Here is a 15,576-nt window from a genome sequence, read left to right on the forward strand (position 1 = left end):
CCTCACGTGATCAGAGGCGTGACTCACGCGAGTTACGCCTCCAATCACGTGAGTCACGCCCCTGATCACGTGAGTTACGCCCCTGATCACGCGTTTACCGCAGCCGCACCACTTTCAGCTCCGGAGATCGCGCGATGTCCGCGGCGCAGAACCGCCCGCGCACCCAGCCGCCCTGCGAGTACAACCGCGTCTGGTCGGCGAAATGCGGCGAAGTGACGTCGGTCGACTGCGAGTACGTCATGATCGTCGAGACGTCCGGGCAGGCCTTGCCGCTGAATCCGACCACTTGCACGTAACTGGATCCGTGCACGACCTCGTGGTTGCCCTTGGCCGGATCCCACAGCGACGTGATCACGTTGAGCACGCCGAGGCCGCTCGGCCCGCCGTGGATCGGGATCCGCTGCCCGGCGCGGGTCACCGCCTGGTTGTCGCCGAGCCTGCCGTCGACGGGGAGGCCGTTGGCGCGGAATTCGGCGAGCGTGTCACCGAAAGCCTTTTGCACGTCGGGATTCCCGGTCGCGAGCGAACGCGGCGTCGTGACCGGCTGGTTCGGGTCGAAGGGGACCTGCCAGATGTTCCGAAGCCCGTTGAGCCGATTCCTGAATCGCTCGAAGAAGAGCGCACCGCGGCTGTCGAGCCGGAACGTGCGGTCCCAGGACGAAAGCGTCGCGCAGGCGTTGCCGACCGGCACCGGCCCTGTCGTGGACGGCGCCTCGCCTCCGGGGAAGGCCGCGCACATCTTCGCCGTGTCGGCGGCCGCGAGTTCGGCGGTGCGGCTTCGATCGCGGTACAGCATCTCCTTCATCGACGACGACGTGAAGCCCTTGCCCGCCAAGCCTTCTTCGGCGGAGATCAGCGCTTCCCTGGTCCGGTCCGAGCGCTGGGTGCCGGTCGTGCCGACGATCCGGGGGAGTGGCGCGATCGGTGCGCGGGCGTTGGAGAGCCAGGCACTGTCGTTGGCGTTGAGTTCGTAGTCGCGTCGCTGCTGCAGCGGCAGCCGGGACGGCGCGAACAGCCCCGGCTCCAACGAGCCGGGGTCGGAACCCCAGTCGCACGAGGACTTCGAACCGTCCAAAAGGGAAAGTCCGGTGCCGGGGAAGAGCGCGCGGCCCAGCGCGGTCCCGCAATTCGCCGCCCGATCGTCGGTGACGTGCGGGACGACCTGGATGTCGCTGTACATCGCGTTGCCCGCCCGATCGGCGGCGATGGTGTTGACCCACGGGACACCTTGGGTGTGCGCGAGTGCTCCGGCGACATCCTTGGTGCTGCGTGCTCCGCTCAGTTCGAACCAGGTGTTCAGGGCGCGCAGATTACCCGCGTTCCCGTCTCGCAACGCGTGCGCGGACGTCGTCGTCCACGGCGTGGGCACGCCGAACGCCGACCCGATCACCTGGCCGTATCGCGTGCCGTAGAAGGTGCGGCCGACCTGCCGGCGTTCGCCGTTCGGCTCGCGGACCTCGACCGTCACCTCGTGCGCGGTCATCTTCTCCGGTTTCCCGTCGACGAGGTACGTCGTCGGGTCGCCGGGCGTCAGCGGCACCTCGAAGAGGCCGAACGTGATGGCTGTCGACACCGTATGCGTCCACGCCACGTCGGCGTTGTGCCCGATCTGCGGCAACGGGAGCCCCAGCAGGCTTCCGCCGGCGACGTCGAACCGGCCGGGGATGGTCAGCTGCGACTGCCAGAACCGGCGTCCGCCTTGCCACGGATAATGCGGATTCCCGAGCAGCAGGCCGCCGCCGGACTTCGTTCCGTCACCGCCGATGGCGATGCCGTTGCTGCCGAGTTCGCCCGAACCCATGGCCTTGTGAAGCCCCTCGGCGATCTTCGGTGCCGAGTCCGGGCCCGCGGCCGGAACATCCTTCGTGGACGGCGGCTGGGTGCGGGCCAGGTCGGCCGCGAGCGCGCCTTGCCCGGCCACCGAGGAGATGGCGTACAAATGCCGGTAGAAGTCCAGTTCGGTGATCGGCCGGACCCAGTCCGCGCCGCGGCACACCGGATCGGTGATCCGCTGCCCGCCGGTCCGCTTCAGGTATTCGTTGTACCCCGCGACGTATCCGGCCGCGAGTTCCCGCACCTCCGTCCGCGGGCCGTGCGGCGCGGGCCGCGCGAGCAGCCGTTCGATCACACCGGAATCGTTGATCCGCTGGAAGTGCAGGTCGCTGTCGAGGTTGTTCTTCGCCTCGCTCATCGCCGGATTGCCCTGACCACCGGGGCCGAGGTGCGCGGACCGGCGCGCGGAGACCGTCAGATAGGTGTTCGCGAGTTCGCAGATGTTGTCCTTGGCCGCGGCGAACCCGTAGCCGTAGCCGAGCCCGTCGAAGTCCTTCGCGGCGATGTGCGGGATCCCGTACTCGGTGTACGCGATCACCGCCCTCGTGCGGCCCAGTTCGTCCGCCGACGAAACCCCCGTCGCCAGGCTCGACGTCGCCAAAGCCGCGGTGAGCAGCACGAGACCACGCTGCAATCTTCGCATCGTTCCCCCTCCGGATCGATCGTCCCCCCCGCTCGAAACTACCGGCGCGGAGATCCGGGAAGCATCGGCCGAACGGTTGAGCCGGCTACCGTCCGTTCGTTCACCGCCGCGCAAACCGCCGTTGGCCCACCGGCCGTGGCCACGGGATAGAACCGCGCCATGACCGCAACCCACCACAACCGCCGCACGCTGCTCAAGGCCGGTCTCACCGGTGCCGGAGCGGTCGCGGGCGGCCTGCTCCTGCCCGGGACCGCGTCCGCGAACGCCGTCCCGCTGATCCGCCGTGAGCGTCCGGTGCTCACTCACGGTGTCCAGTCCGGTGACGTCACCACCGGTTCCGGCATCGTCTGGTCGCGCGCCGACCGGCCCGCGCGACTGATCGTGGAGGTCTCGAGGGACCCCTCGTTCCGGCACGCGCGCCGTGTGCGCGGGCCGGTGATGAGCCCGGAGACCGGCGGTACGGGCAAGATCCGCGTCGCGGGTCTGCCGCCGGGGACCGAGGTCCACTACCGCGTGACCGCCGAAGCACTCGACGGCCGGACGCGCAGCGAGGCCGTCACCGGCCGGTTCGCCACCGCCCCGGTCGGCCGCTCCGACGTCCGCCTGGTGTGGTCCGGTGACGTCGCCGGGCAGAACTGGGGCATCAACCCCGAACGCGGCGGAATGACGATCTACCGGGCGATGGCCGACCGTCGCCCGGATCTGTTCCTCCACTGTGGAGACACGGTCTACGCCGACGCGCCGCTCACCGAGACCGTCGCGCTGCCCGGCGGGCGCGTGTGGCGCAACATCGTCACCCCGGAGAAGTCGAAGGTCGCCGAGACGCTCGACGAGTACCGCGGCCAGTTCGCCTACAACCTCCTCGACGACAACCTCAAGCGGTTCACCGCGAACGTGCCCGCCTATGTCCAGTGGGACGATCACGAAGTCGTGAACAACTGGTATCCCGGGGAGATCCTCGACGACCGCCCCGAATACACCGAAAAGCGTGTCGACGTGCTCGCCGCGCGGGCGTTCCAGGCGTTCCACGAATGGCATCCGATCGACCGGCGCCAGGCCGTCGACGGCCGGGTGTACCGCAACTTCCGGCACGGTTCGCGCGCCGAGGTCTTCGTGCTGGACATGCGGACCTACAAGGACGCCAACACCGCCGACCAGACCAAGCCGGGCCGCGTCCTCGGCGACCGCCAGGCACGCTGGCTCGTCGATGCCCTCGATCGCAGCACCGCCACGTGGAAGATCATCCAGGCCGACCTCCCGATCGGTCTCACCGTCCCGGACGGCAAGGCCATCGAGGGTGTCGCCAACGGCCTGCCCGGCGCGCCCGGCGGTCGCGAGACCGAACTCGCCTGGGTGCTGCGGGAGATTTCGCGGCGCCGGGTGCGCAACGTCGTCTGGCTGACCGCCGACGTGCACTACACCGCGGCGCACCACTACTCGCCGGATCGCGCGTCCTTCACCGATTTCGACCCGTTCTGGGAGTTCGTCTCCGGACCGCTCAACGCCGGCGCTTTCGGGCCGAACACGCTCGACCCGACCTTCGGGCCCGAAGCGGTGTTCGTGCACGCCCCGCCCGCCGCGAACACCTCACCCGCCGACGGTTTCCAGCACTTCGGCGAGGTGAACATCGACGGGAGGAGTGGTGCGCTCACTGTGGACCTGAGGGACGCTACCGGCGTTTCGTTGTGGTCGAAGACCCTGCAGCCCCAACGCTGAGCAGCTCCGTGAGGACCGCGATGCTGCGATCCCCGTGCCCGGCCTCGACGGCACGCCGCACGAGGTCGTGCATCGGGAGCTGCCAGCCGACGTCGACGCCTTCCTCGGCCAGCCCGAGGTCGGCGGCGGCGCCGGCGTGGAAGATGTCCACCGAGGCGGCGGGATCGGAGTAGTCACCGCTGTCGATTTCCTTGGCGTACACCGGAAGCACCGAGATGATCATCTCGAACCACTTGGTCGCGTACGGCAGGAGCGTCTCGGCTTCGAGCCCGCGCGAGCGCAACGCGGCGGCACCTTGGAAGAACCCGATCAGCGCGGGCAGCAGGGTGCCGCCGACGGCCGTTTCGTACAGCGCCGCGAGGTCGGCGTCCTCGCCGAGGTGGACGGTGTCACCGCCCAGTACCCGCAACGTGTCGAGGTGCTCGTCGAAAACGGTCTTGTCGCCGCCGTAGTACAGCAGGGTGTCCGGCGCGCCCACGGCCGACGGCACGTTCTTGATCGCGCCGTCGAGGTACCGCGCGCCCCGGCTCGTCGCCCACTCGGCCATGCGGCGCGCTTCCGCCGGTGAGCCGCTGTTCAAGGTGACCAACGCGCGTCCGGTCAAGGAAACCGGCATCAAGGCCGCGAGGGTGGCTTCGTAGGTGGTCAGGCAGGCGATGGTCAACAGGCTCGCCCGCACCGCCTCTTCGGCCGTCGCCGCCCGCCGTGCTCCGAGCGCGACAAGGGGATCGGCCTTCGCGGCCGTCCTGTTCCACACGGTGGTCGGATGCCCGGCGGCGAGGAACGCGCCCGCCAGGGCCGAGCCCATCGAACCGAGGCCCAGGACGGTCACCGGCGTCTTCGGCATTTTTCGCTCCAGTCAAAGGAAATCGTCGGGATGACTCCATGCTGGGCGGTCGCGTACCTTCGATCAAGTACCTACTATTTTGCCGGGTACTGACCAAAAGGTAAGTGAAGCGATGACCAAGAACCGGACGTTCACCTGCGGCCTCGACGCCGCGATCGCCGTCATGGGCGGCAAATGGAAAGGGCTCATCCTGTTCGCGCTCCAGGACGGGCCGTCGCGCTTCGGGGAGCTGCGGCGCGCGGTGCCCGGCATCAGCGAACGGGTGCTGATCCGGCAACTGCGCGAGATGGAGGCCACCGGACTACTGCACCGCGAGGTGTACCACCAGGTTCCGCCGAAGGTGGAGTACTCGCTGACCGCGTTCGGGGATTCCCTCAACACCGCGATGGCCGCGCTCGGGGAGTGGGGCGAGGAGCACCTCGAGCGCATCGAGGCCATTCCCTGGTCCGACGTGAAGTGAGCGGCGAAGCACCCAGTAGGCTCCGGGCGAATAGCACGAAACCCACTCAAGGAGAAATACCGTCGTGACTGAACGCACGCTGGTCCTCGTCAAGCCCGATGGCGTCGCGCGCGGCCTCGTCGGCGAGGTCGTCTCGCGCATCGAGCGCAAGGGCCTGAAGCTCGTCGCCCTCGAACTGCGCACCGTCGAGCGCTCGGTCGCCGAGGAGCACTACGCCGAGCACAAGGAGCGCCCGTTCTTCGGCGATCTCCTCGAATTCATCACCTCGGGCCCGCTGGTCGCGATCGCCGTCGAGGGCCCGCGCGCCATCGCCGCCTTCCGTCAGCTCGCCGGCGGCACCGACCCGGTCGAGAAGGCCACCCCTGGCACCCTGCGCGGCGACTTCGCGCTGGAGACCCAGTACAACCTGGTGCACGGTTCGGACTCCCCGGAGTCGGCCGAGCGCGAACTCAAGCTCTGGTTCCCCGAGGTCTGACACGCTCGTGGACGGCGCGGGATCGTCGCGCCGTCCGCGGATCGGGGGAAGCCGTGACGACACCGGACGAGCACCTGGACCGGTTGCGGGAACTCACCACCGGTTTCGCCCGGGTGGCGCGCACCGGGGACCATGCCGCGCCCGTGCCGTGCTGCGGCGACTGGCGCCTGCGTGACCTGGTCGTCCACCTCGGCAACGTGCACCGCTGGGCGGCCGGGATCGTGCGCAGCGGAGACCCCGCGCCGCAGATCTTCGAGGCCGAGCCGGACGCGGATCTCGCCGCCTGGTACGGCGAAAGCGCCGACGACCTCATCGAGGCGTTGCGCGAAGCTTCCCCGCGGGACGGCGCCTGGAACTTCACCGCCGCCGCCAAGACCAAGGCCTTCTGGTTCCGCCGTCAGGTCCACGAGACCGCGGTGCACCTGCTCGACGCGCACCGCGCGGCAGGGACCGAGTACACCCTCGACCCGTCCGTCGCCGCCGACGGCGTGGACGAGGTCCTCCTCGGCATGCTGCCGAAGGTGAAACGCTGGCACACCCCGCCCGTGGTCACCGTTCCGTTGCTGCTGAAGACATCCGACACCGGACACGCCTGGGTTATCACACCACCGGGCGAAGGCGACGTTCCCGGTTCGCGAACGGCCGATCCCGTCGAGACCGCGGAAGCCGTCGTCGAAGGGCCCGCGGAAGCACTGGACTTGCTGCTGTGGCAACGGGTCGGGCTCGCCGCGTCGGGCCTTCGTGTCACCGGTGCCGTCACGGCGGCGGAGACGTTCCTCGCCGGACCTTTCACACCCTGACCTTCGGCGCCCTACGCCGTTCGGTTCACGTTCACCTCCGGGTCTTCTCCTGGCGGCTCGCGTCCGCTGTGCTGAGCCGAGCTGCCTATCACTCGATCGTGGGGTACTTAGTGAGAAATTCACGCCTGTTGCTGCTCGCTGCCCTGCTGCCCGGATTGTTCGTCGCCCCACCGGCGCACGCCGATCCTCTGGCCGCTCCACTCGGCCCGGCGCCCGTCGAAGCCGCCCCTGCGGCTTCCTCGGCGAAGGAGGGGCCGTCCGCGTACGCCGTGGCCGCGCCCGACGACGGTCTCGTCACCACGAGCGCGACTTCGCGCGTCGCGCCGGGCCTGAGCCTGACCGAGTTCGACCGCTACGACCCGGCGGGCTGGATCCGCGGCGACACCCTCGCCGTCGACCTCACCAGCAAGACGCTCAAGCCGGCGTATCTCAGCCCTGGCACGGTTTCCGCGCGGACACCGCTTTCGCAGCAGGTCTACAGGGCCGGTGCGGTCGCCGGGGTCAACGGGGACTTCTTCGACATCAACGCCAGCGGCGCGCCGATCGGTGTCGGCGTCGACGCCGGGCAACTCCAGACGGCGCCCGCGCGCGGCCACAATCTGACCGCGTCGATCACCGAGGAAGGCAAGGCGCGGCTCGCGGAGGTGTTCCTCGACGCGTCGGTCACCCTGCCCGACGGCCGGGTCGTGCCCGCGTCGAACTTCAACAGCCCGGTGCTGAGCGGCGACGCGATCGGCGTCTACACGCCGCTGTGGGGCGCGTCGCCGCGACGGACCTCGGTCGCCGGAGCCCAGCGCGTCGTCGAGGTCGAGATCTCCGGCGGCGTGGTCACCCAGGTGCGTCCGCGGCCCGCGGACGGGCCGATCGCCGCGGGCACGACGATCCTGCTGGCCCGGGACGGCGGCGTGGACACGTTGTCCGGCTTGAAGACCGGTGACCGGGTGGGCGTCGCGTACGCGCCGAAGAGTGACGCGGGCAAGCTGTCCGTCTCGATCGGCGGGAACAAGGTCCTGCTGCGTGACGGCGCGATCCAGCCGGTCGACAACGTCGCCATGCACCCCCGGACCGCGGTCGGGTTCTCCGCCGACGGCACGAAGATGTGGCTCGCCACGGTCGACGGCCGCCAGGCGGACAGCCGCGGCATGACGGAACTGGAACTGGCCCGCCACCTGAAGTCGCTCGGCGCGGACGACGCCCTCAACCTCGACGGTGGCGGCTCGTCGACCATGCTCGCCCGCGAGGAGGGCGAGAAGTCGCCGCTGGTGCGCAATACGCCCTCGGACGGCGGGGAACGTCTCGTGCCCAACGGCATCGGTGTCGCCACCGTGCTCGGAAGCGGACGCCTGACCGGATTCTCGCCCCGTCCCGCGCAGGACACCGCCGACGCGACGCGGGTGCTTTCCGGGCTGACGCGGAAACTCGTCGCCGGCGGCCATGACGAGACCGGCGCCGCCGTGGACGGCAAGGCCCAGTGGCTCAGCACGAATCCTGTCCGCGGCACCATGACCGGCGGCGTGTTCACCGCGCACGCCGACAGGTTCCGCCCGGACGCGCCCGCGAACGTCGACGTCTACGCGAAGCGCGGCGGCGTGAGGGGCAAGGCGACGCTGAACGTCCTCGGCTCACCGGTCCGCTTGGGCACGAGCACCGAGCAGGTCGCGTTGTCCGGCGAAGGCGCGAAGAGCACCTTCAAGGTATTCGGCTACGACGCCGACGGCTACGGCACGTGGGTCGAGCCCGACGACGTCAAACTGGACTACGACCCCGCGGTGGTGCGGATCGAACCGTCCGGTGACGGGTTCGCGGTCACCGCGCTGAAGGCATCGGGTGCTTCGGCGATCACCGCCACCGCCGGCGGGAAGGTGACGCATCTGGCGGCGTCGGTCGGCACGGAATCCCGGGTGGCGGCGTCGCTGGACGGCCCGGCCGGCTGGACCGCCAGCGTGTTCCCCGCGGTCGTCGGTGCCGCGCTTTCCGAGGCACCCGGCCGTGACGGCGGCGGCGGTCTCGCGCTGGACTACCGGCTGAACGGGACCAACGCCACGCGCGCGGCGTACGTGAACTCGGCGGCACCGATCGCGTTGCCGCCCGGCACCCAGCGCGTCGGCCTCTGGGTCAACGGCGACGCGAAGGGCACCTGGCTGCGGACGGAACTCCGTGACGCCGCCAATGTTCCGTCCGTCGTCGACCTGTCGTTGAGCGTCGACTGGACGGGCTGGCGCTACGTCCGCGCGGCGATCCCGGCCGGGCTTCCCGACGGGCAGCGGCTGACGAAGTTCTACGCCGTCGAGAACGTCCCGGATCAGCAGTACGAGGGACGCCTGGTGTTCGACGACCTGACCTTCGAGGTCGCGCCCGCGGCCGCCGTTCCCGCCGATCCGGCGCCGCGTGACCCGGCGCTGATCACCGACGGCACCGCAACCGGCGGTCTGCGGATCGCCGTGGTCAGCGACGCGCAGTTCACCGCCGACCAGCCGGACGGCCCGCTGGTCGCCCAGGCCCGTCGCGCGCTGCGCGAGGCGGTGGCGGCGAAACCGGATCTCGTGCTGATCAACGGCGACTTCGTCGACCGGGGCACGGCCGCCGATTTCGCGCTGGCGCGCTCGATCATCGACGAGGAACTGGTCGGCAAGGCACCCTGGTACTACGTTCCGGGCAACCACGAGGCCGACGGCGGGCACGGGCTCGCGGAATTCCAGGCGGCGTTCGGGGAGACCCACCGTGTCACCGACGTCGCGGGCATCCGCCTGGTGCTGCTGGATTCTTCGCGCGGTTCGCTGCGCGCGGGCGGGTTCGACCAGATCCGGATGCTGCGCGAGGCCCTGGACGGCGCGAAGACGGACAAGCGGATCCGCGGCGTGGTCGTCGCGATGCACCATCCGGTCGAGGACCCGAGCCCGGCCGGGAACTCGCGCCTGGCCGACCGCAAGGAAGCCGCCATGCTGACCGGCTGGCTGACCGCCTTCGAACGCGAATCGGGGAAGCAGACGGCCGCGATCGCCTCGCACGCGGGCGTGTTCACCCTGTCGCGCGTGGACGGCGTGCCCTATCTGGTGAACGGCAACTCCGGGAAGTCACCCGCGGCGGCCCCCGGTGACGGCGGCTTCGTCGGCTGGACGATGGTCCGGTTCGAGCCGGGGGACAGGGCGCAGCCGGTGCGGTTCGAAACGCGGCCGAACGTCGACGCGCTGACGCTGTCCGGGCCCTCGTCGCTGGCGCGCGGGGAGAAGGCGGACGTCCGGGCGGTCGTGACGCAGGGAACGCGCCAGGTACCGGTTTCGTACCCGGTCAGCGCGGACTGGAAGGGCGGCTGGGGCACGCATGTCGCCGGCGGATTGCTGCCCGCGATGCCCTGGGACGTCGCGTCGTTCGATCCGGCGAGCGGGGTGCTCACCGCGCTGAGGCCGGGGACGGCGAGTCTTTCGGTCACCGTGAACGGGGTGACGCGGAGTCTGTCGGTCACCGTCCGCTAGTGCAATGAAAGGTCCTTTCCTTGCAAATTCGCAAGGAAAGGACCTTTCATTGCACGCCTCAGGCGGCTTCGTGCGCCTCCGCGACCGTACCCGGCAGCGCCGGACCCCGCGGCGGGATCGCTTCGGCGTCGGCCGGGTCCACCCGCCGCACCGAACCGTCGGCCGCGGACCGCGCGATGGCGAGCATCGAGGCCAGCGCGTCCTGGATCTGCCGCTGCTCCCGCTCCGGGATGAGGCTCAGTTCGATCAGCACGCTGCCGTTGCCGAGCAGCCCGTACCCGTTGCGCGCGATGCCTTGGTAGTCGCCACCGGGATACTGCGACACGTAGCCGCCGTTGCCGTCGATCGACCGCTGCACCACGACCGCGATCTGCTTCGCGAAGTCCACATCGGACCGTTTCACGCCCGGATGCGTCGGCCACAGCGTGGAAGCGGTGATCTCCTTGCCGTCGGCGTCCCGGTACCGGCCCTGCATGTGGTAGTCGACCATGATGTCCGGCTTGAACGACGCGTTCCGCCGCTGGATCAGGCCCGCCTCGGTGGCCGGGTTGTCCTCGGGCGCGACGGCCGGGTCGTGGTAGCGGTTGATGTCGTAACCCTTGCCCTTCTCACCGTATTCGGGAGTGGCGTCCGGGTCGTGGTTGTAGCGCCAGTCGCGCTCGTGGCCGTCGGGGTTGGCGCGCACGACGATGTCGACGGTCACCTTCGACAGCAGCTTCCGCGCCCACGGGCTGTGCCCGACCCCGACCTCGCGCAGGAATTCGAGCGCGGCGGGGGTGCCGAGCGGCTCGTCGCCGTGCTGCTGGGTGACGTACTGGATCCGGGTCTTGCCGTGACCGACCCTGGCCGCCCACACCGGACGGCCCTCGTTGCTGCGGCCGATCCTGTCCACCCGGATCTTGCCGTGGCTGAGCACGGCCAGCTTGTGCAGTTCGAAGGCCAGCTTGGCGGTGGAGGGCCGCGGGTCGAGGGTCCGACCGTCCACAGTGGTTTCGGCGGTCTCGGCGGTCTCAGCGGTCTCGGCGGCCTGTGCGGCGGGCGCCACCAGGAGCCCGGCGCTGACAAAAACGGACAACACGGCGATTCCGGTCTTGAGCCTCATGGTCGGTGAGTATCGACGAGCCGGGGCCGTCCAACAAGGGCGCCGGTAATCCGGTCGAATTTTGTCGGTGGCAGGTCCTAGGGTGCCAACCGTGGGCGACTCAGAGCACGAACCAGCGATGGTGCAGGCGAAGGCGTTGGTCAAGCGTTTCGGCGATTTCGAGGCCGTACGCGGGATCGATGTCGAGGTCCGGCCGGGGGAGGCGTTCGGCTTCCTCGGGCCCAACGGCGCGGGCAAGTCCTCCACCATGCGGATGATCGCGAGCGTCTCCCCGCGCAGCGACGGCGACCTGCGGGTCCTCGGCATGGATCCGGACGTCGAGGGGCCGAAGATCCGTGCCCGGCTCGGGGTCGTGCCGCAGCAGGACAACCTCGACACCGAGCTCACCGTCCGGCAGAACCTGCAGATCTACGGCCGCTATTTCGGGCTCTCCCGCTCGCACGTGCGGAGCAAGGCCGAGGAGCTGATGGAGTTCGCCCAGCTCACCGACCGGGCGAACGCGGAGGTCGATTCGCTCTCCGGCGGGATGAAGCGGCGGCTGACCATCGCCCGGTCCCTGGTCAACGACCCCGAGCTGCTCCTGCTCGACGAACCGACGACGGGGCTGGACCCGCAGGCCCGCCACCTGTTGTGGGACAGGCTGTTCCGGCTCAAGGCCGGTGGGACCACGCTGATCATCACCACGCACTACATGGACGAGGCGGAGCAGCTCTGCGACAGGCTGGTCGTGATGGACAACGGCCGGATCGCCGCCGAGGGCTCGCCCGCGGAGCTGATCAGCCGGTATTCCACCCGCGAGGTCGTGGAGCTGCGCTTCCCGAACGGCGAACAGGAGGCGGCCGCGAAGCAGATCGAAGGCCTCGCCGAACGCGTCGAGGTGCTGCCGGACCGCGTCCTGCTCTACACGATGACCGGTGAGGCCGCCCTCGAACAGGCGCACGCGCGCGGGCTGCGCCCGCTGTCGAGCCTGGTCCGCCGCAGCTCGCTGGAGGACGTCTTCCTCCGCCTCACCGGCCGGACGCTGGTCGACTGATGACGACAGCACAGCCGAAGGCGTCGACGGGCCGCGTCGTCTCGCGCTGGGCGGGAGCCTGGCTGCGGGTCGAGGGCCACTGGATGTGGTACCGCCGGTACTGGATGTCCACGTTGTATTCGACGGGCCTCCAGCCGGTGCTGTTCCTGGCCGCGATGGGGCTCGGATTCGGCTCCCAGGTCCAGGCGGGCGCGGCGACGAGCGGGTTCTCGTACCTCGAGTACGTCGCCCCGGCGCTGCTCGTCGCCGGGGCGGCGCAACTGGCGGTGGGGGAGTCCAGCTACCCGGTGTTGTCGGGGTTCAAGTGGCAGAAGGACTACTTGGCCGTCACCGCCACCCCGATCTCACCGGGGCAGGTGCTCGGCAGCCAGATCCTGTGGGTGAGCCTGCGGCTGACCCTGGCGGGCACGATCTACGCCGTCATCGCGGCGCTCTTCGGATCCTGGACCGGCTTCGGCGTACTCGCCGTCATCCTGATCGGGACGCTCACCGGTATCGCGTGCGGCACCCCGGTGATGGCGCTGGCCGCGACCACCTACGACGAGGGCACCCGGTTCGGCCTGGTGTTCCGGTTCGTCCTGATCCCGATGACGTTGTTCTCCGGCACGTTCTTCCCGATCTCGCAACTGCCGGATCCGCTGAGGTGGATCGCCTGGATCTCCCCGCTGTGGCACGGCAACGAGGCGGCGAGGGCGGTCAGTCTCGGCACCGTCGGCCCGCTCGCCACCCTGGGCCACCTCGCCTTCCTGGTGGTGCTGGCTGGGGCGGGCTGGGCGCTGGCGCACAAGTACTTCTACCGACGGCTGGTGGTCTGAAATGGCAGTGCTCACCGAAGCCCCGCGGCGCGGGGTGCTGCTGCGCGTCCTGCCGTCCGCGCTGTACAGCGGCCGGTCGACGGCGGTGCTGGAGCGCACCTTCCTGACGTATTCGCACGCCTGGATGCTGTTCGTGTCCGGCGTCTTCGAGCCGCTGTTCTACCTGATGGCCTTCCAGCTGGGCTTCGGCAAACTCGTCGGCGAGGTCGTCGGGCCCGGCGGGCAGGCGATGAGCTACGTCGCCTTCGTCGCGCCCGGCCTGCTCGCGGCGTCGGCGATGAACGGCGCGATCCTCGATTCGACGTACAACCTGTTCTTCAAGCTGAAGTACGCCAAGCTGTACGACGCCATGCTCGCCACCCCGATCGGGCCGCTGGACATCGCGCTCGGCGAGGTCGGCTGGTCGGTACTGCGCGGCGGGATCTACTCGGTGACCTTCCTCGGCGTGATGACCGCGATGGGGCTGCCCGGGTCGTGGTGGGCCCTGCTGATGATCCCGGCGGCGCTGCTGATCGCGATGGCGTTCTCGGCCATCGGCATCGTGCTGGTGACCTTCCTGCGGTCGGTCTCGCAGTTCGACTACATCAACCTCGTGCTGATGCCGCTGTTCCTGTTCTCCACGACGTTCTACCCGCTGTCGGTCTACCCCGCGGGGATCCAGTGGATCGTGCAAATCTTCCCGCTGTACCACGGGATCGAGCTGATGCGCGGCCTCTCGGTCGGCGTCCTGTCGTGGACTATGGCCGGGAACGTGGCATACCTGCTGGCGCTGGCGGCCGTCGGGATCTACGCGTCCTCGAAGCGGTTCGGCAAGCTCCTGCTGCGCTGAGCCCGTCAATCCTCTCCCGCACTTAGTCACCTCCTTGCGGGAGAGGGCAACGCAAGGAGGTGACTAAGTGCGGAAGGGGGTGGTCACCGGGCCGGGTTCGCGCCCGTCCGCCGGGGTGCCACCGCGGCCAGCGCGTCGACCATGCCGTGTCCGTAGAAGCCGTTGAACCCCGCGTAGCCGGAGCAGTACGCGTCCTGCGAGCCGTCACCGGTCAGGTCGTAGTCGGCGGGACACGCGATCGGGGTGGCCTGGCCGTTCAGCGTCCGCCTCAGCTGGCGGGCGCCGTACCCGGGGTGTTCGGTAGCGAGCAACGCCGCGACACCGGCGGCGTGTGGCGCCGCCATCGACGTCCCGCACAGCGGCGCGTACCCGCCGGGAACGGTGGAGAGCACGCACCGCCCCGCCTCGCCGCCGGGCGCGGTCACGTCGATCACGCCCAGCCCGTACGAGCTGTAGCCGGCTTTGACCCGCTTTTCACTCACCGACGACACCGCGACGACGTCCCGAAGGCCGGCGGGCAGCGCCTGGCAGCCCTCGGCCGGGGCCCGCATACCCGAGTGCGGCGAGGACACCAGCCCGATGGCTTCATTGGTCGCCGCCGCGACAGTGAGCGTGCCGGCCGAGGTCGCGTATTCGACGGCGCGGGCCATGACCTCATTCACCACCCTCCGTTGATCGTCGTGGGCGCACGAGAGCGACCACGGATCGACGAAGTAGCTGCTGTTCGTCACCGCCATGCCCTGTGAGGCTGCCCACATCAACCCGCAGACGGCGGCCTCCGGGTCGGCGTACCCGCGGTCGTCGATCACCTTCACCGAGGCGATCCGCACGCCGGGTGCCACCCCGGTGATGCCTTTGCCGTCGTCGGCGGCGGCGATGATGCCCGCGACGTGGGTGCCGTGCACCGACGTCGTCGCGGCCCAGTTCCGGTCGGGCGCGCCGGTCAGGCAGCCCGCGGACTTGCCGGGATCGAGGGCGCTCGCCAGTTCGGGATGGGCGGGGTCGATCCCGGAGTCGAGGACGCCGACGACGACGTCCCGGCTGCCCGGCTCCCGCTCGCGGGCCTTGTCGGCGCCGATGGCGCGCATGTCCCACTGCTCGCCGGTGCGGTCGGCGGAAGGCACCTTCGCCGGATCCGTCGGTTCGAGTGCGACGCGTGCGGGCGCCGATCTGGCCGGTGACGTGCCGTTGGCCCGCTGCACGGAGAGCCGTTCCGCCTGCGCGCTGAACGCGGCGGCGGACCGGACCCGCTCGGTGAAGTCCTTGTCGGCCGAGGTCGCCACGGCCACCGCGATCTGCGGGTAGTAGATCGTCGTCCTGCCGCAGCTGCCGGTGACGGCCGCCCTGGCCTCGGCCTCGGAGGTGCCGCGGTCGAAGGCGACGACGTAACGCAGCGTCCGTTCCTGGGGATGACACGATGGCTCCGCCTCGGCCGTCGCGACAGCGGCGACCGAGCCGCTGAGCACCACGAAGGCGCACACGGCCGCTCGCAGGGACCGCCCCAGCAGGGACACCGGACCTCCCACCGGAGAGCATCGGACGACGAGGGC

At 70.0% G+C, this 15,576-nt stretch carries 12 protein-coding genes; 8 read left to right on the top strand and 4 right to left on the bottom strand.

Features of this window, described 5'->3' with window-relative positions:
- Window positions 1-94: 94 nt before the first annotated feature.
- Window positions 95-2,476, bottom strand: a complete 2,382-nt coding sequence (locus tag P3102_RS09660; protein WP_276368305.1) for a penicillin acylase family protein — start codon at window positions 2,474-2,476, stop codon at window positions 95-97.
- A gap of 159 nt (window positions 2,477-2,635) precedes the next feature.
- Between P3102_RS09660 and P3102_RS09665 the strand changes: the two genes are divergently transcribed.
- Window positions 2,636-4,192: an alkaline phosphatase D family protein gene (locus P3102_RS09665; protein ID WP_276368306.1), complete on the top strand. Its 1,557-nt coding sequence runs from the start codon at window positions 2,636-2,638 to the stop codon at window positions 4,190-4,192.
- Here P3102_RS09665 and P3102_RS09670 read toward each other — a convergent pair.
- Window positions 4,146-5,039 carry an NAD(P)-binding domain-containing protein gene (locus P3102_RS09670; RefSeq protein WP_276368307.1) on the bottom strand — a complete coding sequence of 298 codons (894 nt, stop codon included), beginning with the start codon at window positions 5,037-5,039 and terminating at the stop codon, window positions 4,146-4,148. The two genes, P3102_RS09665 and P3102_RS09670, sit on opposite strands and share 47 nt — an antisense overlap.
- A gap of 112 nt (window positions 5,040-5,151) precedes the next feature.
- Here P3102_RS09670 and P3102_RS09675 point away from each other — a divergent pair, with 112 nt between their 5' ends.
- From P3102_RS09675 to P3102_RS09690, 4 genes are all read left to right on the top strand, one after another.
- On the top strand, window positions 5,152-5,499 hold the full coding sequence (locus tag P3102_RS09675) for a helix-turn-helix domain-containing protein (protein WP_276368309.1): 348 nt from the start codon (window positions 5,152-5,154) through the stop codon (window positions 5,497-5,499).
- 64 nt (window positions 5,500-5,563) lie between these two features.
- Complete coding sequence (ndk, locus tag P3102_RS09680; protein ID WP_276368311.1) at window positions 5,564-5,974, top strand: nucleoside-diphosphate kinase; 411 nt, start codon at window positions 5,564-5,566, stop codon at window positions 5,972-5,974.
- A 53-nt stretch (window positions 5,975-6,027) separates the two neighbouring features.
- Complete coding sequence (locus tag P3102_RS09685) at window positions 6,028-6,774, top strand: maleylpyruvate isomerase family mycothiol-dependent enzyme (RefSeq protein WP_276368312.1); 747 nt, start codon at window positions 6,028-6,030, stop codon at window positions 6,772-6,774.
- Window positions 6,775-6,902: 128 nt separating this feature from the next.
- Window positions 6,903-10,247 (top strand): phosphodiester glycosidase family protein, encoded by a 3,345-nt coding sequence (locus P3102_RS09690; protein WP_276371078.1) that lies wholly within the window; start codon window positions 6,903-6,905, stop codon window positions 10,245-10,247.
- 58 nt (window positions 10,248-10,305) lie between these two features.
- Here P3102_RS09690 and P3102_RS09695 read toward each other — a convergent pair whose 3' ends face one another.
- Entirely contained in the window at window positions 10,306-11,349 is a 1,044-nt protein-coding gene (locus P3102_RS09695; protein WP_276368314.1) for a M14 family zinc carboxypeptidase, read from the bottom strand.
- A 118-nt stretch (window positions 11,350-11,467) separates the two neighbouring features.
- Here P3102_RS09695 and P3102_RS09700 point away from each other — a divergent pair, with 118 nt between their 5' ends.
- Genes P3102_RS09700 through P3102_RS09710 form a run of 3 tightly spaced genes read left to right on the top strand, consistent with a single transcriptional unit; the run spans window position 11,468 to window position 14,026 of the window.
- The gene (locus P3102_RS09700; RefSeq protein WP_276371080.1) at window positions 11,468-12,382 is read left to right on the top strand and encodes an ABC transporter ATP-binding protein; all 915 of its coding nucleotides are present in this window, start codon (window positions 11,468-11,470) and stop codon (window positions 12,380-12,382) included.
- Window positions 12,382-13,197, top strand: coding sequence for an ABC transporter permease (locus P3102_RS09705; protein WP_276368315.1), 816 nt, complete (start codon window positions 12,382-12,384; stop codon window positions 13,195-13,197). Before P3102_RS09700 ends, P3102_RS09705 begins: the two co-directional genes overlap by 1 nt.
- 1 nt (window position 13,198) lies before the next feature.
- Complete coding sequence (locus P3102_RS09710) at window positions 13,199-14,026, top strand: ABC transporter permease (protein WP_276368316.1); 828 nt, start codon at window positions 13,199-13,201, stop codon at window positions 14,024-14,026.
- 83 nt (window positions 14,027-14,109) lie between these two features.
- Here the strand turns inward: P3102_RS09710 and P3102_RS09715 are convergent, their stop codons facing one another.
- Window positions 14,110-15,540 (bottom strand): S8 family serine peptidase, encoded by a 1,431-nt coding sequence (locus P3102_RS09715; protein WP_276368318.1) that lies wholly within the window; start codon window positions 15,538-15,540, stop codon window positions 14,110-14,112.
- Window positions 15,541-15,576 lie beyond the last annotated feature (36 nt).

Source organism: Amycolatopsis sp. QT-25, from assembly GCF_029369745.1.
Taxonomy (GTDB): domain Bacteria; phylum Actinomycetota; class Actinomycetes; order Mycobacteriales; family Pseudonocardiaceae; genus Amycolatopsis.